This is a genomic window from Rhodococcus sp. 24CO (assembly GCF_050586165.1).
Classification (GTDB): domain Bacteria; phylum Actinomycetota; class Actinomycetes; order Mycobacteriales; family Mycobacteriaceae; genus Rhodococcus_F.
Window position 1 is genome coordinate 434,963 of sequence record NZ_JAZFNF010000005.1, and the last position, 17,433, is coordinate 452,395.

Genomic DNA, 17,433 nt, shown 5'->3' on the forward strand with positions numbered 1-17,433 from the left:
GCAAGCGGTTCGATCATCGTGGATCCCGCACTCATGTTCCCAGGAAATTCGACATTTATTCATGGTTGACATTTGTCGATCGTTCCATTGATGATGATCTGCAGCCGAACGATCGTTCGGCTGTATTTCCATCGAAAGGAGCGTGCATCGAATGTCCACAGCATCATCGACGACGTCCGACGCAGGCCGCGTCGTCTCCGGACTCGACCTCGACGCACTCTCCACGTACCTGTCGACGAATCTCGCGGGCGGGATCGACGGAGAGATCACGGCGTCACTCATCAGCGGCGGGCGATCCAACCCCACCTACCGCGTCGCAGACGGCTCGAACACCTGGGTATTACGGCGTCCCCCGTTCGGTCACGTACTTCCGAGCGCACACGACATGGTTCGCGAATTCACCGTCATCGACGCGCTCGCGTCCACGTCGGTGCCGGTACCCGCCGCGGTTCTTCTCTGCGAGGACGCAGATGTCCTCGGCGCGACGTTCTATCTCATGGAACTGATCGACGGCGTTTCCATCGGCACCCCGGAATCCGCCGCAGCCCTGTCTCCTGCCGATCGAGAACGCGCCGGCCTCGCCTTTGCCGATGTTCTCGCAGACCTCCACTCTGTCGATCCTGATTCCGTGGGACTCAACACTTTCGGGCGAACCAACGGATACCTCGAGCGACAACTGACCAGATGGTCGAGGCAATGGGACGCCTCTCGAACCACCGACCGTCCCGAAGTCGCGGCACTCCTCGACAAGCTTCGCCGTGCCGTTCCCACCACATCCCTGCCCGGGATCGTGCACGGCGACGTCAAACTCGACAATGTCCTCTACTCCCGATCCGACCCCGGAAAGATTGTTGCCCTCCTCGACTGGGAGATGGCAACACTCGGAGACACACTCGCCGACGTCGGCATCATGCTCAGCTTCTGGGACCAACCCGGAGCCGTCGACAACCCGATCACTCGCGGTCTTGCTCGATTGGACGGGTTTCCCAGTCGCGCTGCGTTACTCGAACGATATGCCGACCGTCGTAATGTCGATCTCCCGGATATCGACTGGTACACGGTGTTCGCCGACTTCAAGATTGCCGTCATCCTCGAGGGCATCAATGCCAGGCACGCCAAGGGCGACACTGTCGGCGAGGGATTCGACGACGTCGCCGACATGGTCGGCCCGCTTCTACAGCGTGCGCTCGATCTGACCTGCACCTCCTCTGTTCACGAACTGCGTCGCTGACTTCCAGTGCGACGCGCCCCGAGATTGGAACCACCGACGTGGATTTCGAATACAGTCCGAAAGTCAAAGAGCTGCAACAGAAGCTGACAGTCTTCATGCAAGAGCACGTCCTTCCCGCCGAAGCTGTTGCAGCGCAGCAACTGGCGGCAGACCCCAGCCACTGGGGCGCACCACCGATCATGGCCGAACTCAAGGCAACTGCCAAGGAGTCGGACCTGTGGAACCTCTTCCTCCCAGCCCGCGAGGGCGCCGGCTTGAGCAATCTCGAATACGCACCGTTGGCGGAACTGACGGGTTGGAGTCCGTTGATCGGCCCCGAAGCCGTCAACTGCAATCCACCGGACACCGGCAACATGGAGCTGCTCCATCTCTACGGCACCGAGCAGCAGAAGGCCGAGTGGCTGACACCGCTTCTCGACGGCGATTTCCGATCGTGCTTCTCGATGACCGAACCCGAGGTCGCGAGTTCCGATGCAAACAACGTGTGTCTCGATATCGCGGAGGACGGTGACGAGTGGGTCCTGACCGGACGCAAATGGTGGTCCACCGCCGCACTTCGCGAAGACTGCAAGGTTGCCATGGTCATGGGTGTGACCGACTCAGATGCTCCGATCGGTAGCCGCCACAGCATCGTGCTGGTTCCCATGGGCACCCCCGGCCTGCAGATAGTCCGTTCCACAACGGTTCTCGGCTTCGACGATCGCCATGAGGGTGGACACGGCGAGATCGTATTCGACGGTGTTCGGGTGCCCAAGGAAAACCTGCTCGGTCCCCGCGGTCGAGGATTTGCAGTTGCTCAGGCGCGCTTGGGTCCAGGACGCATTCATCACTGTATGCGGTTGATCGGCATGGCGGAGCGCGCAATCGCACTACTCACCGAACGGGCCAGGACCAGAGTCGCTTTCGGGTCTCCCCTCGCCGATCTCGGTGTTGTGCAGGCCAACCTTGCGGATTCCAGGATCAAGCTCGACGCCGCCCGGTTGCTCGTTCTGCGTGCCGCCTGGCGCATGGACGTCGAAGGGAACAAGGCTGCGCGCCATGACATTGCAGCGGCCAAAGTTCTGGTTCCACTGACAGTCAAGGACATTATCGACAACGCCATTCAGGTGTTCGGCGGCGCCGGTCTGTCGCAGGACACCATTCTTCCGGTCCTGTATGCACAGGCACGGTTCCTGCAGATCGCGGACGGCCCGGACGAAGTCCACCGTCGCTCGCTCGCTCGCGCCGAATTCGCCGCGACTCCAGTCCTCAACGAACCCAAATGAACGATCCCACAGAGAGTGAATCGTGATGACCAACAACACCGAATCAGCGGCGCAGCGCCAAGGTAGGTCTCGGCGCGCGTCCTTCGCAGCGGCCATCTCCACCTCCCTGGAGTGGTACGACTTCTTCATCTACGCGACTGCTGCGGCACTCGTGTTCAACTCGACGTTCTTCGCAACCGACAGCGAAGTGGTTGCGGCAATGAGTTCGTTTGCCACCGTTGCAGTCGGTTTCATCGCGCGTCCCATCGGCGGCGTCCTCGCCGGACATTTCGGTGACCGCTACGGCCGCAAGCCGGTATTGGTGGCCGCGGTTGTCCTGATGGCCATTGCCACGTCGCTGGTCGGCTTCGTCCCGAACACCAATGTGATCTGGCTGGCCCCGGCTATACTTGTCACTCTGCGAATCTGCCAGGGCCTGGCCGTCGGCGCCCAGTGGGGTGGCGCAGTGCTGCTGGCAACCGAGAACGCCCCGGCCGACCGTCGTGGATTGTTCGGAAGCTTTGCGCAACTGGGTGTTCCGATTGGCGTCGTGCTCGGAAATATCGTATTCCTCATTCTCACAGCCACTCTCGCAGCTGATTCGTTCCTCGCTTGGGGCTGGCGCATCCCGTTCTGGATCAGTTTGGTGATGCTCCCCGTCGCCTTCCTCATTCACCGCTATCTCGAGGAGACGCCTGAATTCAAGGCCATTGCCGAGAAGCTCGCAGAATCGCCGGTTGTCCGCAAGTCCCCCATTCTCGAGGTCCTCAAGAAGAACCCGGGCACGGTTCTCGCCGCGGCGGGCGCCAATGCCATCGGTGTGATCTTCTTCTACACGATGATCACCGGATCCGTGCAGTTCGCGACGACGTATCTGGATATTCCCCGTTCGACGGTCCTGACGTACATCCTGATCGCCTGCGCCATTCAGATTCCCCTGGTCCCGCTGGCCGGTTACCTCTCCGATCTGTACGGCCGCAAGCTCGTCTTCGGTCTCGGCACCGGCGCGATGATGCTGTGGGGCATTCCGATGTGGCTGATGATCGGCGGTTCCAGTCCGGACACGATCTGGCCGTTCGCGGTAGCCGTGATTGTCGGCGTCGTCGCAATGTCGCTCCAAACCGGCACTCAGGGAACGCTCTTCGCAGAATTGTTCCCGCCGGAGATCCGATTCTCGGGAGCGTCGCTCGGCTATCAGATTTCGGCCATCATCGGCGGTTTTGCGCCGATGATCATGGTGATGCTGATCAACGGCAATCCGGACAACGCGTGGAAGGTCGGTTCATTCCTTGCCGCTGCCGGAGCGATCGGACTGATCTGCCTCTACGTCATCGTTCGCCGGTACTCGGGAACGTCGACGCCCGCTTCGACCGCATCACGAACGGATGCACAGTACGCGTCCTGATCGAAACGACTAGGTGGGTGAGCGGTTCTTGATTCCGCTCACCCACCTTTTCTCTGCACCAGGTGCGCATGTTGGATGTCGGAGCGTAACGATAGGGTCTTGATGAACGTCGCCGATCGTGTAACCAGGCCCTAGGAGTGTGTCAGTCAAGGTGGCAGTGGAATCTTCGGTGCTGCTGAAGTGGTACGCCGATAGCGCCCGTGATCTTCCGTGGCGACGCGACGGAGTCAGTGCCTGGCAGATTCTGATGAGCGAGATCATGCTCCAGCAGACGCCGGTGGTACGGGTCGCGCCGATCTGGGAAGAATGGGTCCAGCGATGGCCGGTTCCGTCGGCGATGGCGGCGTCGAGCCAGGCTGAGGTACTGCGGGCGTGGGGCAAACTCGGCTACCCACGACGCGCATTGCGTCTGCACGAGTGTGCCGGCGTCCTGGCTGCCGAACACGGCGACGTGGTCCCCAGCGCTGTCGACACTTTGCTGTCACTGCCGGGCATCGGCTCCTACACGGCGCGTGCCGTGGCGTGCTTTGCTTACGGACAACGAGTTCCCGTCGTCGACACCAACGTTCGCCGCGTTGTTGCCCGGGCCGTGCACGGCAACGCAGAGCCGGGCAATCCGTCGAACACGCGCGATCTCGCGGACGTCGCCGCACTGTTGCCCCGCACCCGCGCACGAGCTGCAACCTACAGCGCTGCTCTCATGGAACTCGGCGCCGTGATCTGCACGGCGCGTACACCCAACTGCGACACCTGCCCGCTACCCAACTGCGCTTGGGTTGCCTCCGGAAAACCGGCACACACCGGTCCACCGAAGAAAGTGCAGAAATTCGCCGGAACCGATCGCCAGGTCCGCGGCAAGTTGATGGCAGTTCTTCGAGAGACCCACCATCCCGTCGAACGTGCGCGCCTCGACATCGTCTGGCTCACCGACCCCGGTCAACGCGACCGCGCACTGCATTCACTGCTTGTCGACGGATTGGTGGAACAAACCGAAGACGGCCTGTTTGCGCTGGCCGGCGAGGGTAACCGCTGAGAGCGGGTTGGGCGCTCACTCACCGCAGTTCTCCGGCGAATCTCGAGCTATGGTCCTACGTCCTCACTCTCGGGACCAAAAGCCCGTGGTAAGGATGGATTATCGGCCAGGCGCTGGCATCCCCCGAGAAGAATTGTGCCCGAATTGCGCTAATTCAGGCATCGATGCTCCGCACCAGTTACTATTTCGGAAGCGCACGAAGAATTGGACATTCCACCCAATCTCTCGTGCCTGTTGGTCCGAAGATTGCAAGCACAAGCACAGCGGGGATTAGGCACACAGGGATGTTGGGGCGGGAGGGGAACGCAACTGTCGAGGGCATCAATCACTCTGCCATCGCCAGACCGCTCCTCCGTCAGGCGCTCTTTGCAAAGTTGGATCGCCGGACTCCCCTGACAATTGTGCGCGCCCCGAACGGATACGATAAATCCGATCTCCTGAAATCCTGGCTCGAGTCTTCCGACACCTCGGACCACGATCTCGTGTGGGTTCCCGCGCCACAAGTCAATTCGAGCGCATCGGAATACCTCACGACCATCCTGCGCCACTGCCGGCAGTCCGGCATTGTTACCCCAGATGCATCCGGCGATCCGTTCACCGACCTCGCCGCCACATTCTCTGACGTCACCAATCCAGTTCTCCTGGTATTGATTCGGCCAGACCTCATCCCGAACCCCACACTCGAAGAACAAATTCTCGAACTGGTCACCCACTGCCATCAGTTGGACATAGCTGTGACATTGTCGGGACTCACATTGTTCGCCGAACCGTACTTCCTCGAGATAGATCACGAACTGATCCGCGCCGAGGAACTACTCTTCACCGCTGCCGACACAGCCAACCTACTGACATTAGGCGGGTTGACTCCCTTTCCCGGCGAAGCCGAGAAGATCACGACTATGACCGGCGGCCTACCCGCTCTCGTACATGCCGGTGCCGCGGTCGTCGAAGCGCTACCCACACAACAGGATCGAGATCAACTCCTCGAGCTGAACCTTCAACACACGATCGACGAGTACACCCGGCGCACGATCCTCGACAACACCGACATCACTGACCATCGGGACTTCCTCGTATCGTGCTCAACAGCGCGAACCCTGGATGTGAGCACTGCAGCGCACCTTTTCACCTCTCCTGAATCCCGCGATCGGATTCGTGAACGCCTATTGGAGCTGGAATCGGCCGGCACACTCTCCCGAATCGAAATCGGAACCGACGAAACCTGGGAACTTCCAGCGGCAGTTCGCACGTCACTGATGGCAACTCAGCCACAGCTCGGGCTTGATCCGACACAGCAATTGTCCTCGCTGGCACACTTCCGACTCGACTCCGGCCAACACGCGTCGGCGTTGAAGTACGCGACCGAAGGTGGCGACTGGGATCTTGCCATCGATATCATCGAAAATAATTGGGTAACAATGCTTTCCAAAAGCTTTGATACCGTCCGCCGCGCCTTGCAACAGATACCGCCCGCAACGGCAAGGAAGAGTTCGATTGCTCTGGCGGGTCGCGACCTGTTCACAATGCACCCTGGCGACGTCCCCAAGCCGATCACCGCGCTGCCCCGCTCTGCCGCAGAACTCCGAGCGATCGGCGCAAGCAAGGACGCCCGAGACGTACTCAATGTCGGCTGTGTTCACTCGATCATGCTGCGTGTCGCCGGAAAATACGGGCCAGCAGCCGAAACGACGCGCCGCCTGACCGAGATCAGCAGAAGCGCTCTCGACACGAACCCCGACGACATCAGCCCGCAACTCCCGGTGATGCGCGTGCAGTGGGGAATCACGTTTCAACTGAGCGGACGGTTCACGGAATCCACCACCGAGATGCGTATGGCGTACTGGGGCGGTGAATCACAGGGCATCGACTTCATCGCCCGCAATGCAGCGGGAGGCGTAGCCATGAATTGGGCGATCGTCGGGGAACCCTCTCTGTCGCAGGGATGGTCACGGCTCGAGCGCAAGCATCCGAACACCTATGGGTGGCTCCACTCGATGGTACGAACGCCAGGACTGGTCGCCCGTGCGTTGACTGCACTGTGCACCCTCGACCTCGACGATGCACATGAGGCCGTCGCAGCCCTGGGAGAGCCCGACAACAACGAGGAACTGTGGGCGTTTGTCCTCTACACGCACTGCCAGTACGCACTCACCTGCGGGGAAGAATCGACGGCTATCACGTTGCTGCGCAAGGGAATTTTCGACAACCCCGCAAAGCTGAAACCTGATTCTTTTGCGCTACCGTTGTTGCGCTCCACCAAAATCGATCTGGCTCTCGCGCTCGGCGACGGCAACTTGGCAATGGCGCTGTCGTCGGACATCGCCGAGCCGGCCGCCAATCCCTGGACACTGGTTTCCGTCGCGCGCCTATATCAGCGGGCCGGTCAGAATGAATCGGCAATCGCGCTGTGCCACCAATTCGATTGGGCGCGAGAGTCGTACCCACGCCCACAGATGGAGGCCCTCCTCATTCAAGCCGTCGCGCATTTGCGAGGTGACGAGCCGCGCCGCGCCGCCGAAGCCTGGTCGAATGCCTGCAGCATCGCCGACCAAACCGGCAATCTCCGATCGTTCTCGACCATATCTCGACGCGACGTCGATCACCTCGAATCCTTGGCACGTACCGGATCGAGCGCTCTTGCCCGATTCCTGAAACTTGCTCCAGGAGAAACATTTCCACACGAGCTGAACCTGGTCACTTTGACGGACAGAGAAAGACAAGTTCTTGATCTGATCGCGTCCCACGCCAGTTTGACGGAGATGGCAAACGCACTCTTCATCTCCGTCAACACGGTCAAGACTCAGGTGCGCACGCTCTACAGAAAACTTGAAGTCCACAATCGACGCGAAGCACTCACACGCGCACGGGAGCTACGTCTGCTCTGATCCACCGACGGGATACATTCTGTAGTCATGAGCCACACCTGCGTCTTCTGCAACATCATCTCGGCAGACGAGCCCGCAATTCGTGTTTTCGAAACCGAAACCGTGCTCGCATTTCTCGACGCCCGCCCGGTCAGCCGCGGACACACCCTTGTTGTGCCGAAACGCCACGCCACCAACCTCGACGGACTCGAAAACCACGAGGGCGCAGAGATGTTCCGGGTAGGCACAATCATCGCCGGCGCGCTGCGGCGGTGCGACATCGCCGCGGACGGCGTCAACATCCTGGTCAACGACGGACGTGCCGCCGGTCAGACCGTCTTTCACTCACATCTGCACGTCGTACCGCGACACAGCGGAGACAAAGCCAAGTTCGCAGCCGGGCTCCTGGCGAGGCGGGCCGTCGAACTCGAAGAAGCGGGAGCGTCGATCCGAAGTCAGCTCTGATCAACCAGGAACGCTGTCACTTCGTCGCGGTACCGCTCTGGTTGATCGTCGTGGACAAGGTGACCCGCGTCGGCAATGCGCACATACCGAGTCCCCGGACGCTCTGCCATCTCGCGCATCTGGCCGTGCGGGGTAATCGTGAACTCACCCTCGACGAGAAGGGTGGGTACCTCGATTGCACTCCACTGATCCCAGAAATGCCGCGTGCCCCATTCTTCCGAGATATCGCGAAAGGTCGACACGTCACCGTGCAGGTACCACCCGTCGTCGCGGCGGTCGAACGAATCCAGAAAGTATTGTCCCGCAACCGGACCGAAGAACTCCTTCACCGCATTATCCGTAGCAAACGGTTGCGGCCACGACGACACCATCTGAGCCCAGTTCTCCGCAGTGCGCCCGCGGAAATCCGGTGCCATGTCCTCGAGAACCAACGCACGCACTCGGTCCGGGTGTGCGGCGGCAAAACACCACGCGTGCAGGGCACCCATCGAGTGCCCGATCACGATCATCGGCGTGTCGATCACTGCCACCGCCGACGCAAGGTCTTCGACAAATGCCTCGGTCGTCAATTCTGCGGGCGCCGGCCGTCCGTGACCGGCCGCGTCGAACGTGTAGACGTGGCCGAACTCGCGAATCCAGGGCACATGCCGACGCCACGTTCGGGCACTACCCATGAGGCCGTGCAACAACAGAATCGGCTGGCCGGTACCACCTTCGTCATGCAACACGAATGTCACCGTACGCGGTGAAGCCGCGCGGTAATGTCGCTTACATGGCAGTCGTGAAGATCAATGCAATTGAAATCCCCGAGGGCGCCGGCCCCGAACTGGAAAAGCGCTTCGCAGCACGCGCACATGCCGTGGAGAACTCTCCCGGATTCCTCGGTTTCCAGCTCCTGCGCCCCACAGCTGGCGAGAACCGCTACTTCGTGGTCACGCAGTGGGAAACCGAGGAGGCGTTCGCCGACTGGCGTGACGGCCCGGCCCGCGCAGCGCATTCGGGTGAGCGCGCCAAGCCCGTCGCGTCGGGTGCGTCGCTGCTCGAGTTCGAGGTAGTTCTGGACGTCCCCGCCAAGAGTTGATCCGTGATCGTGCAGGGTTTTGCTCGCCTAGCGAGCAAAACCCTTCACGATTTTCGTGTATTCACTGCTAAAGTGCGCTCTGTACACGCGATGGTCGACAGGAATCCGGTGAAAGCCCGGAGCGGTCGCGCCACTGTAATTCGAGGTGAACCCACCTCGACAGCCAGACACTCCGGCCATCGCATTTGACCTAGGGGACGCGAAAATCCCAGGAGGCTTCGATGGCACTCGCCTACTCTCCCGACTCGTCGATCGATTCGACTCGTCTTGCCTTCCTCGCCGCAGCTATTGTGCTGTTCGCGATGCTGGCTCTCTACCTGGTCGGATTCGACCAGGGCGCAATCTCACGCACAGGCATGTACATGCATGAGCTGATGCACGACGGACGCCACTTGATGGGCCTCCCGTGCCACTAGTCGACAATTTCACGAAACTTCTGATTCGTGGCTTGTTGGCTGGTTTGATCGCAGGCATCCTTGCCGGCGGAGTTGCATTTGTGCTGGGTGAGCCGCACGTCAACGCTGCCATCGCGATCGAAGAAGCCAACAGTGCCGCCGGCGAAACCGCCGGACACACGCACGGCGACGAAGAAGCCCCACTCGTCAGTCGTGATGGTCAACGCGCTGGACTCTTCCTCGCAACGTCGCTCGCGGGCTTGGCCCTCGGTGCCATCTTCGCCGTAGTCGCCAACTACGCGCGACGGATCACCACCATGTCGGGACCGTTCTTGGCGATGGCCATCGCATTGGGAGGCTGGCTCGCCATCGAGGCGGTGCCGTTCTTCAAGTACCCGGCCAATCCGCCAGCCGTCGGCGATCCCGACACGATCAACCAGCGAACCTGGCTGTGGCTCGCGACCGTGATCCTCGGACTGCTGGCCGTCACCGCGGCCGCCGCGGCAGCAAAAGCTGTATCCGCCCACGAGTTCCTCAGCGTGCGCGTCGCCGCTCCGGTTGCTGCGTTCCTGGTCATCGTGGCAATCGGCTACGTTTCGCTACCCACGATCAACGAGGTGGGCGACGACTTCCCGGCAACTCTGCTGTGGGAGTTCCGCCTCTCGTCCCTCGCTACACAGGCAACCTTGTGGCTCGTACTCGGATTGGCATTTGCCTTCCTCACCGAGCGCGCGACCAAGAACGCCGAAGTAGCAAAAAAGTACGCCCTTCGCTGAAACTGCCGTGCGCCTTTATTAACCGCGCGCGGTTGATAAAGGCGCACAGCAGTTCTTTTTCAGCTCAGATGATGCACTTCCTGCAGCCCGTACACCGGCGTCGGAATGCCCTCGTAGCGCGCCTTCAACTGCAGAGCCAGGTACAGCGAGTAGTGGCGGGACTGATGCAGATTGCCGCCGTGGAACCAGAGCGCTTCCTGCTGCGTCGGCTTCCACATATTGCGCTGCTCGCCTTCCCACGGTCCCGGATCCTTGGTGGTGTTCGACCCCAGTCCCCAGACCTTGCCGACCTTGTCGGCGGTGTCCTGACCGATCAGATCGGCCACCCAACCGTTCATCGAGCCGTAGCCCGTTGCGTAGACCACCACGTCGGCCGGCAGTTCCGTACCGTCTTCGAGAATCACGCTGTTCTCGGTCAGCTCTCGAATGTTCCCGTGGGCGAGCTTGATGTCTCCGTTGGCAACCAGTTCGGCAGCGCCGACGTCGATGTAATAGCCCGAGCCGCGTCGTAGGTACTTCATGAACAGGCCCGAACCGTCGTCGCCCCAGTCGTGCTCGAAGCCGGCCTTCTCGAGGCGATCGTAGAAGTCCTTGTCGCGCTCACGGATTGCGTCGTACACCGGGATCTGGAACTCGTGCATGATCCGGTACGGCAACGAACCGAACGTGAGGTCCGCCTTGTGCGTCGTCATACCGGCGGCGAGTGCGCGCTCCGAGTACAGATCACCCAAGCCCAGATCCATCAGTGAATCCGACTTCACGATGTGCGTCGAACTGCGCTGCACCATCGTGACGTCGATGCCGTTCTCCCACAAGGCGCCGCAGATGTCGTGCGAGGAGTTGTTGGCCCCGATGACCACAACCTTCTTACCGACGTACTGATCCGGGCCGGGGTGCTTGCTCGAGTGGTGCTGATCGCCGAGGAACTTGTCCTGACCGGGGAACGTCGGAACGTTTGCCTTGCCGGACATCCCGGTTGCCATCACCAACTGCTTGGGACGCAAGGTCAGCTTCTCGCCGTTGCGGTTGACCTCGACGGTCCATTCCTGGGTCTTCTCGTCGAACGACGCGGACGTGCAGGTCGTGGAACTCCAGTACGGAACCTCCATGACCTTGGTGTACATCTCGAGCCAGTCACCGATCTTGTCCTTCGGCGCGAACACCGGCCAGTTGTCGGGGAACGGCATGTAGGGCAGGTGGTCGTACCAAACCGGATCGTGCAGGCACAGGGACTTGTAGCGTCCGCGCCACTGATCTCCCGGTCGCTCGTGGCTGTCGATCACGATGGCCGGGACTCCGAGCTGACGCATACGCGCGCCGAGCGCGATTCCGCCCTGACCGCCGCCGACGATCACGACGTAAGGCTGTGTGGTGTAGCCGAGTTCGCGGTCCTCGATCTCCTTCTGCTCGGCCCAGGTGATGCGGTTCGGGTCTGCCCCGTGCTTGGCGCCGCGCGGGCGACGAGTCCCCTTACCCTCTTCGTGTCCTTTCAACTCCTGCAACGACGTGAGCAGGGTCCAGGCGACAGGCTGGCCGAGTTCGTCCTTGAGACGAAGATGCCCGTGCGCGCGACCGGTTGCAGTCTCGAATTCGATCCAGGCCGAGGTGACGCCGTCGGCTTCGTCGGGGGTCTCGGTGGTCCGGAATCCTGAAGGATCGGTGTCGTCGAGACGCTCGGAGAGCATGTCGGCAATCTGCTCGCGACCTTCGACGGTCTTGATGTTCCAGGTGAACGAAACCAAGTCTCGCCAGAAACTGTCGAGGGCGAATTTTGCTGCGACCCGTTCGATGTCACGAGCGGCGAGTGCCGACTCGAAATCCGCCAGCCAGGCGTCGACGCGCTCCTGAGGTGTCACAGCCGTCGAGCTTTCCGAGGCTACGACTGCGGAATCGATGGTTTGCGTCATCACTTCTCCTTCTTTAGGAATGTGATACACAGCACATCGCATCAGTGGCCCGCGTCACAAGCGTTGCAACCAGTTGCAATCGAAGCGCGCGACGAAGGCGCGCTACGTTCGCGGCAAGGGACGTCCGGCAAGCTTCTCGACGTCGGAGTTGAATCTCTGAAGCCACATCGCAAACGTCGCCACATCCTCAGGTTCCCAATCGGCCACGACCCGATCCAGTCCGTCCACATTGCTGGGCATCGGCGTCGGCATGATCCCGCTGGGCATCAGCGCCCTACGTGACCTGCTCCCGCCGGAGAAGCTGCATCCGACGATCCGCTGGTGGACCTGATGCCCGCCCTCATCATGGGCGCGGTTCCGCCGTCCGCAACGGCGTCGGCGAACAGCTTCAACACCCTGATGCGTTCCGTCGGCACCTCGATCTCCGCCGCGCTGATCGCCGGCGCTATCACGCTGCTGATTCCCGCACGAAAGAACGCGGTGCAGAAGGAAACTGGCGCAGAGTCAGCACCCCTCACGAAAGTCTGACCTACGCGACTGGTTGCCCGCTTGCATGTGCGGCAACCAGTTTCACTCGGATTCAGGCTTCAATCGGCCAAGCCCCAGCGACTGAAAACCGACAACGTAGAACAACGTCCACAGCACCGCCCAGTCCACGAAACCCAGTGCATTGCCGTGCAATCCGTCGGCTACCGCGGGTTCGTGAAGAATGTTCTCGGCAGCAAAACGGTAGTAGAAGAGGAACGTCACCACTGCCAGCCCGAACGTGAGCAGTCCGCGGATCAGCAGGTTCACTCCGTCAGCGAAGCCGGTCGGCTTATTCCCGAAAGCATTGGCCCAGAAGATCATCCAGAAGGCCCAGCACACACCGAGCTGGGCCGGAAACTGATTCACGGCGCCACCCAACTCGGCAACCGCAGCACTTCCCAGCAGAACCTTCACGACGGGCAGTGCCACGACGTACAGCCCGGTTCCCAGTGCAAAATTGCCGACCGTGGCCGCGAGTGCGGTTTTCCCTCCACCGCCGAACATTCGCCACGGCCAATTGTCCAGGGTCTGACCGGTCAAGATCACCACCACGACAACGCAATAGAACCACCCGAGTACGGTGTCGACGGTCATCAATGGATCGGTTGCGGACAAGGACACAGACGGCAGACCGAAAACGAAGTACAGGGCAAGCGTCGGTACCGCGACAAACGCGATCTCGCACAAACCCACCAACGGCTGCTTCATCCCGATGGAGACCCACGGCCAATGCTGCCAGTTCAGCACCACCATCACCCAGGTCCCGAACCCGAACAGCACAAACAACGCACCGGCGAAGTAGCCGAGACCGCCATCACGATCTGCCGCGAAGTCCGGATAAAGACTCCCGATTCCGTTGGCGAGCAACCATGTCACCACAACCGCGAACACTGCTGTCGCCGCCATGATTGCCATGCCGCGTGCCGGCTGCGGGAATCGGTCGAATCCGGCAAACTCGCAGTTGAAGCCGATGAACACCACAAAAAGTATGGCCCAGAACAGCGCTGCATTGAACGGCAACGGATAGAAATTCCAGGGACTGGTCACCGGATCGGCCAGAAGATACCAACTCGCCAGAGCCAGAACCAGAACGATCACAAGATTTGCAGCACCGAACGGAATCCAGCGGCGCGAGGGTCGACGGCTTGGTGTCCCCGAACCCGTCGGAACATCGACTGTTGCGGTCATATCTTCTTCTCCCAGTTTGTGCCACAAAGCAATTCGCGAAGTGGTCGCGCAACTATGAAGGCGCCGAACCGGACGCGGGGAGAGTTGCCGACGGTTGCAATCGATGTCCGATAGTTCGGGTTTGCAACGCGATGCAACCCTTCTATAGTGTGGTCGTCATCACATATAACTCACTCATCGGCAAACCCGCCAACGAGGAGACACTGAATATGAGCATCACCGGCAAAGTTGCACTGGTCACCGGAGCAGGCCAAGGGATCGGACGTGGAATCGCTCTCAGGCTCGCCCATGACGGCGCAGACATCGCGCTAGTCGATCTCGACCAGGCCAAGCTGGATGCCGTTGCCAAAGAAATTCGCGAAATCGGCCGTCGGACAACCACGTTCATCGCCGATGTCAGCGACCGCAACCAGGTGCAGGCAAGCATCGAACACACACATTCAACGCTGGGCGGCTTCGACATCATCGTCAACAATGCCGGAATTGCACTGGTAGGCCCCTTAGCCGACGTCACCCCCGAGGACGTCACCAAGATCTGGAGCGTCAACGTCGACGGTGTGCTGTGGGGTATTCAGGCCGGCGCCGCGAAGTTCAAGGAACTCGGTCAGCGCGGGAAAATCATCAATGCATCGTCCATTGCCGGCCACGACGGTTTTGCCATGTTAGGCGTGTACAGCGCAACAAAATTCGCGGTCAGGGCACTCACTCAAGCTGCGGCCAAGGAATACGCATCAGACGGCATCACAGTCAACGCGTATTGCCCCGGAGTTGTGGGAACCGACATGTGGGTCACCATCGACAAGCGATTCTCCGAACTCACCGGAGCACCGGAAGGGGCGACCTACGAGAAGTTTGTCGGCGGCATCGCGCTGGGCCGAGCCGAGACTCCCGACGACGTGGCGGGGTTCGTCTCCTATCTGGCCGGACCGGATTCGGATTACATGACCGGCCAAGCCGGACTCATCGACGGAGGGTTGGTATACCGCTGACATGGCTACACCCACAACGCGGTTGCCCGAGCCCGCGATGCCACCCGGTGAGGATCCTCGCAACTACGCGAGGACCCTCGCCGCGGTGTACGACGCCACGATGGCCGGTGATCGATCCCCCGCTCGTCCCCGCGACGTGATCCGCAAGTCCTGGCAGCGACTGAGAGAGCTGGGAGTCGATCCCGAACAGAGCCGAATCGAACCGTCGATGGATATGGCAGAACTCGATCTGCGTCGCCGTGAATCCGGCCTGTACGACGTACTCGACGACGTGACCCGCGGACTCGAATCCGTGACTGCGAGCGGCGAGAACATCATGGTTGTCGCGGACATACGTGGAACAGTGCTGTGGCGCAGCGGATCCAATCGGGTACTGGATCAGGCGGGGCGGCTCGGATTTATCGAGGGCGCAAACTGGGCCGAGGACTCTGTCGGCACCAACGCCATCGGGACCGCATTGGTGTCACATCAAGCCGTTCAGATCTTTTCGGCGGAACACTATGCGCGCAGCCATCATCCGTGGACCTGCGCGGGTGCGCCTATCCGCGATCCACGCGACGATCGGGTGATCGGCGTGGTCGATATCAGCGGGCCGGCCAAGACCATTCACCCCACCACACTCGCTCTGGTCGACGCCGTCGCACGTCTTGCCCAATCACACCTACGTGACAAGCACCGAGACAATCTCGACCAATTACGTTCCGTTGCAGCGCCGATGCTCGCACGCGGCGGATCACCCGCACTGGTTACCGACGCTCACGGCTGGGTCGCGGCGGTCGATTCTCTGCCGCATCGCACTCGAATCCTACTGCCCTCGTCACTGACTCCCGGCCGGACATGGTTCCCGGCCCTCGGGTTGTGCGAATTGGATCCGCTACCAGGCGGTTGGCTGATCCGGCCAACCTCTACCGGCAGCAATGTCGCCGCTCCCGCAGTGCACGTCGATCTGCGTGATTCCGAGAACATGTCGGTAACAGTGTCTTCGGAGTTGGGCGAATGGACGTACTCCCCCACCCAGCGCCATGCGGAAATTTTGTTTCTCCTGGGATCGGAGCGACGAGGGCGCACCGCGTCGCAATTAGCTCAGGATCTGTTCGACGACCCAGCCCGCACGGTGACGGTGCGGGCCGAGATGTCCCGCCTACGCAAGAATCTTGCTGGAGTTGTTGCAGCACAGCCATATCGGTTTGTCGATGCAGCGCAGGTCACTCTCTCCTGCCCCGATATCGGGGCACATCTGCTTCCGTTCTCGAGTGCTCCAGCAGTTCGGGCCGCCCGAATCAGGGGATGAGTGCCTTGATGTCGGGAACTGCGGTGATCGAGAGAATCTTGCAGTTGTCGTCGAACTCGAACAGATCTGTAGATGCGAAGTCCGCCAAACCTTCACGCTCGACACGCATTTGCATCGCAGCAACCTTGCCCACCACAGTGACGGGGGTCAGCAGACTCACCGTGAACGGCGTGTCCTCGCTCTCGGCGAAGAATGCGCGGATCTCGTCGAACCCTCGATTGGTGCGAACGCCGACGGGTTCGTGCTGCACAGCGCCCTGATGGAACAATTCCATCAACTCATCGATCTGGTGCGATCCGAGCAGCTTGACGTAGCTGTCGACGACCGCGCAGATCTCGTCACGAGAAGGCATGTTGGACTCCTTGATTGAGGGTTGAATGTTCCGTAATTCGAGAAAATCAGCAAAGCTCCGGTCAGTGTGTAATCGCTCTCGCCAACCCGTCTGCGGAGTACACGATGTAGTCCGACATATCGAGGTCTTGGGCCCAGTTGTTGACGATGGTGTCGGCCAGCCCCATGAGGCCGGCCCAGACGAAGGGGATCAGGGACGGACCCTCACGCAGTGAAAGTCCCTGCGCCCCCGCAGCGTCTTCGAGAGCCTTCCGTAGCTCTGCGAATTGCGTTTCGGTGGAATGTCGTAAGTCCTGGACCACTTGGCCGTCGGAGTTCGAAGCATCTTCGGTCGTTCTCCACACAGATGCCACGTGCCCGACTCGGGCCCATTGCTTGGTGGTTTCGGGCACGATCGCTGCGATCAGGGCCGACACTCCTTGATCGCGTGGTTGCTCGGCGATGAACGCAGTCAATTCTTGTTGGCTCTCGAGGAGAAGCGCCGCAAAGATATCTCGTTTGTCGACAAAATACTGATAGATCAACCCGGGGCTCATTCCAGCCTGTTTCGCGACGGTTCGGATCGTCAGTGCGGCGTAGCCACCCACGTCCAGGATGGCTGCGGCGGCATCAAGGATCCCTCGACGCCTCGCCTCCGTGTCTCCACGGACCGACGAGCTGTTCGTTGCGTTCATCGGCACACAGT

Annotated in this window: 17 protein-coding genes, 1 pseudogene and 1 riboswitch; of the genes and pseudogenes, 12 read left to right on the top strand and 6 right to left on the bottom strand. The window is 60.8% G+C overall.

The genetic code is table 11. The features are described from left to right. The first annotated feature begins 151 nt into the window (after positions 1–151). The 6 genes from V2B23_RS14940 to V2B23_RS14965 all read left to right on the top strand — a co-directional run bounded on the left by V2B23_RS14940 (position 152) and on the right by V2B23_RS14965 (position 8,242). Positions 152–1,231: a phosphotransferase family protein gene (locus V2B23_RS14940; RefSeq protein ID WP_430951053.1), complete on the top strand. Its 1,080-nt coding sequence runs from the start codon at positions 152–154 to the stop codon at positions 1,229–1,231. 38 nt (positions 1,232–1,269) lie between these two features. Then, the gene (locus V2B23_RS14945) at positions 1,270–2,496 is read left to right on the top strand and encodes an acyl-CoA dehydrogenase family protein (protein ID WP_430951054.1); all 1,227 of its coding nucleotides are present in this window, start codon (positions 1,270–1,272) and stop codon (positions 2,494–2,496) included. A gap of 25 nt (positions 2,497–2,521) precedes the next feature. Continuing rightward, positions 2,522–3,880, top strand: a complete 1,359-nt coding sequence (locus V2B23_RS14950; RefSeq protein WP_430951055.1) for an MFS transporter — start codon at positions 2,522–2,524, stop codon at positions 3,878–3,880. A 151-nt stretch (positions 3,881–4,031) separates the two neighbouring features. Next, positions 4,032–4,913, top strand: a complete 882-nt coding sequence (locus V2B23_RS14955) for an A/G-specific adenine glycosylase (protein ID WP_430951160.1) — start codon at positions 4,032–4,034, stop codon at positions 4,911–4,913. 284 nt (positions 4,914–5,197) lie between these two features. Continuing rightward, a complete protein-coding gene (locus tag V2B23_RS14960) occupies positions 5,198–7,798 on the top strand; it encodes a LuxR C-terminal-related transcriptional regulator (RefSeq protein ID WP_430951056.1) in 2,601 nt (866 codons plus the stop codon). Positions 7,799–7,825: 27 nt separating this feature from the next. Further along, a complete protein-coding gene (locus V2B23_RS14965) occupies positions 7,826–8,242 on the top strand; it encodes an HIT family protein (RefSeq protein WP_430951057.1) in 417 nt (138 codons plus the stop codon). Here V2B23_RS14965 and V2B23_RS14970 read toward each other — a convergent pair. Further along, the gene (locus V2B23_RS14970; protein ID WP_430951058.1) at positions 8,233–8,970 is read right to left on the bottom strand and encodes an alpha/beta fold hydrolase; all 738 of its coding nucleotides are present in this window, start codon (positions 8,968–8,970) and stop codon (positions 8,233–8,235) included. The genes V2B23_RS14965 and V2B23_RS14970 overlap by 10 nt on opposite strands. A 44-nt stretch (positions 8,971–9,014) precedes the next feature. On the opposite strand from V2B23_RS14970, the gene mhuD reads away from it, so the two are divergent. The 3 genes from mhuD to V2B23_RS14985 all read left to right on the top strand — a co-directional run bounded on the left by mhuD (position 9,015) and on the right by V2B23_RS14985 (position 10,494). Beyond that, positions 9,015–9,323 (top strand): mycobilin-forming heme oxygenase MhuD, encoded by a 309-nt coding sequence (mhuD, locus tag V2B23_RS14975; RefSeq protein ID WP_138871712.1) that lies wholly within the window; start codon positions 9,015–9,017, stop codon positions 9,321–9,323. 74 nt (positions 9,324–9,397) lie between these two features. Next, positions 9,398–9,518, top strand: a riboswitch (cobalamin riboswitch). A gap of 26 nt (positions 9,519–9,544) precedes the next feature. Beyond that, a complete protein-coding gene (locus V2B23_RS14980) occupies positions 9,545–9,739 on the top strand; it encodes a CbtB domain-containing protein (RefSeq protein WP_430951059.1) in 195 nt (64 codons plus the stop codon). Beyond that, positions 9,730–10,494: a CbtA family protein gene (locus V2B23_RS14985; RefSeq protein WP_430951060.1), complete on the top strand. Its 765-nt coding sequence runs from the start codon at positions 9,730–9,732 to the stop codon at positions 10,492–10,494. Before V2B23_RS14980 ends, V2B23_RS14985 begins: the two co-directional genes overlap by 10 nt. 59 nt (positions 10,495–10,553) lie before the next feature. Here V2B23_RS14985 and V2B23_RS14990 read toward each other — a convergent pair whose 3' ends face one another. Then, positions 10,554–12,401 carry an NAD(P)-binding domain-containing protein gene (locus V2B23_RS14990; protein WP_430951061.1) on the bottom strand — a complete coding sequence of 616 codons (1,848 nt, stop codon included), beginning with the start codon at positions 12,399–12,401 and terminating at the stop codon, positions 10,554–10,556. A 102-nt stretch (positions 12,402–12,503) separates the two neighbouring features. Further along, entirely contained in the window at positions 12,504–12,668 is a 165-nt protein-coding gene (locus V2B23_RS14995) for a hypothetical protein (protein WP_430951062.1), read from the bottom strand. A gap of 63 nt (positions 12,669–12,731) precedes the next feature. On the opposite strand from V2B23_RS14995, the pseudogene V2B23_RS15000 reads away from it, so the two are divergent. Continuing rightward, positions 12,732–12,929, top strand: a pseudogene (locus V2B23_RS15000) (MFS transporter); the annotation flags it as partial. 42 nt (positions 12,930–12,971) lie between these two features. Here the strand turns inward: V2B23_RS15000 and V2B23_RS15005 are convergent. After that, positions 12,972–14,117, bottom strand: a complete 1,146-nt coding sequence (locus V2B23_RS15005) for a hypothetical protein (RefSeq protein WP_430951063.1) — start codon at positions 14,115–14,117, stop codon at positions 12,972–12,974. A gap of 209 nt (positions 14,118–14,326) precedes the next feature. Here V2B23_RS15005 and V2B23_RS15010 point away from each other — a divergent pair, with 209 nt between their 5' ends. Continuing rightward, positions 14,327–15,106 carry an acetoin reductase gene (locus V2B23_RS15010; RefSeq protein ID WP_430951064.1) on the top strand — a complete coding sequence of 260 codons (780 nt, stop codon included), beginning with the start codon at positions 14,327–14,329 and terminating at the stop codon, positions 15,104–15,106. A 37-nt stretch (positions 15,107–15,143) separates the two neighbouring features. Then, the gene (locus tag V2B23_RS15015) at positions 15,144–16,397 is read left to right on the top strand and encodes a GAF domain-containing protein (RefSeq protein WP_430951161.1); all 1,254 of its coding nucleotides are present in this window, start codon (positions 15,144–15,146) and stop codon (positions 16,395–16,397) included. Here the strand turns inward: V2B23_RS15015 and V2B23_RS15020 are convergent. Together V2B23_RS15020 and V2B23_RS15025 are read right to left on the bottom strand one after the other, a co-directional pair. Then, complete coding sequence (locus V2B23_RS15020; RefSeq protein WP_430951065.1) at positions 16,387–16,749, bottom strand: nuclear transport factor 2 family protein; 363 nt, start codon at positions 16,747–16,749, stop codon at positions 16,387–16,389. The two genes, V2B23_RS15015 and V2B23_RS15020, sit on opposite strands and share 11 nt — an antisense overlap. Before the next feature lie 61 nt (positions 16,750–16,810). Continuing rightward, positions 16,811–17,422: a TetR/AcrR family transcriptional regulator gene (locus tag V2B23_RS15025; RefSeq protein ID WP_430951066.1), complete on the bottom strand. Its 612-nt coding sequence runs from the start codon at positions 17,420–17,422 to the stop codon at positions 16,811–16,813. Positions 17,423–17,433: the final 11 nt, after the last annotated feature.

Coding starts and splice junctions, on each gene's coding strand:
- V2B23_RS14940 (WP_430951053.1), top strand. CDS start 152: ATGTCCACAGCATCATCGACGACGTCCGACGCAGGCCGCGTCGTCTCC.
- V2B23_RS15025 (WP_430951066.1), bottom strand. CDS start 17,422: ATGAACGCAACGAACAGCTCGTCGGTCCGTGGAGACACGGAGGCGAGG.
- V2B23_RS15020 (WP_430951065.1), bottom strand. CDS start 16,749: ATGCCTTCTCGTGACGAGATCTGCGCGGTCGTCGACAGCTACGTCAAG.
- V2B23_RS14990 (WP_430951061.1), bottom strand. CDS start 12,401: ATGACGCAAACCATCGATTCCGCAGTCGTAGCCTCGGAAAGCTCGACG.
- V2B23_RS14950 (WP_430951055.1), top strand. CDS start 2,522: ATGACCAACAACACCGAATCAGCGGCGCAGCGCCAAGGTAGGTCTCGG.
- V2B23_RS14965 (WP_430951057.1), top strand. CDS start 7,826: ATGAGCCACACCTGCGTCTTCTGCAACATCATCTCGGCAGACGAGCCC.
- V2B23_RS15015 (WP_430951161.1), top strand. CDS start 15,144: ATGCCACCCGGTGAGGATCCTCGCAACTACGCGAGGACCCTCGCCGCG.
- V2B23_RS14960 (WP_430951056.1), top strand. CDS start 5,198: ATGTTGGGGCGGGAGGGGAACGCAACTGTCGAGGGCATCAATCACTCT.
- V2B23_RS15005 (WP_430951063.1), bottom strand. CDS start 14,117: ATGACCGCAACAGTCGATGTTCCGACGGGTTCGGGGACACCAAGCCGT.
- mhuD (WP_138871712.1), top strand. CDS start 9,015: ATGGCAGTCGTGAAGATCAATGCAATTGAAATCCCCGAGGGCGCCGGC.
- V2B23_RS14995 (WP_430951062.1), bottom strand. CDS start 12,668: ATGCCCAGCGGGATCATGCCGACGCCGATGCCCAGCAATGTGGACGGA.
- V2B23_RS14980 (WP_430951059.1), top strand. CDS start 9,545: ATGGCACTCGCCTACTCTCCCGACTCGTCGATCGATTCGACTCGTCTT.
- V2B23_RS15010 (WP_430951064.1), top strand. CDS start 14,327: ATGAGCATCACCGGCAAAGTTGCACTGGTCACCGGAGCAGGCCAAGGG.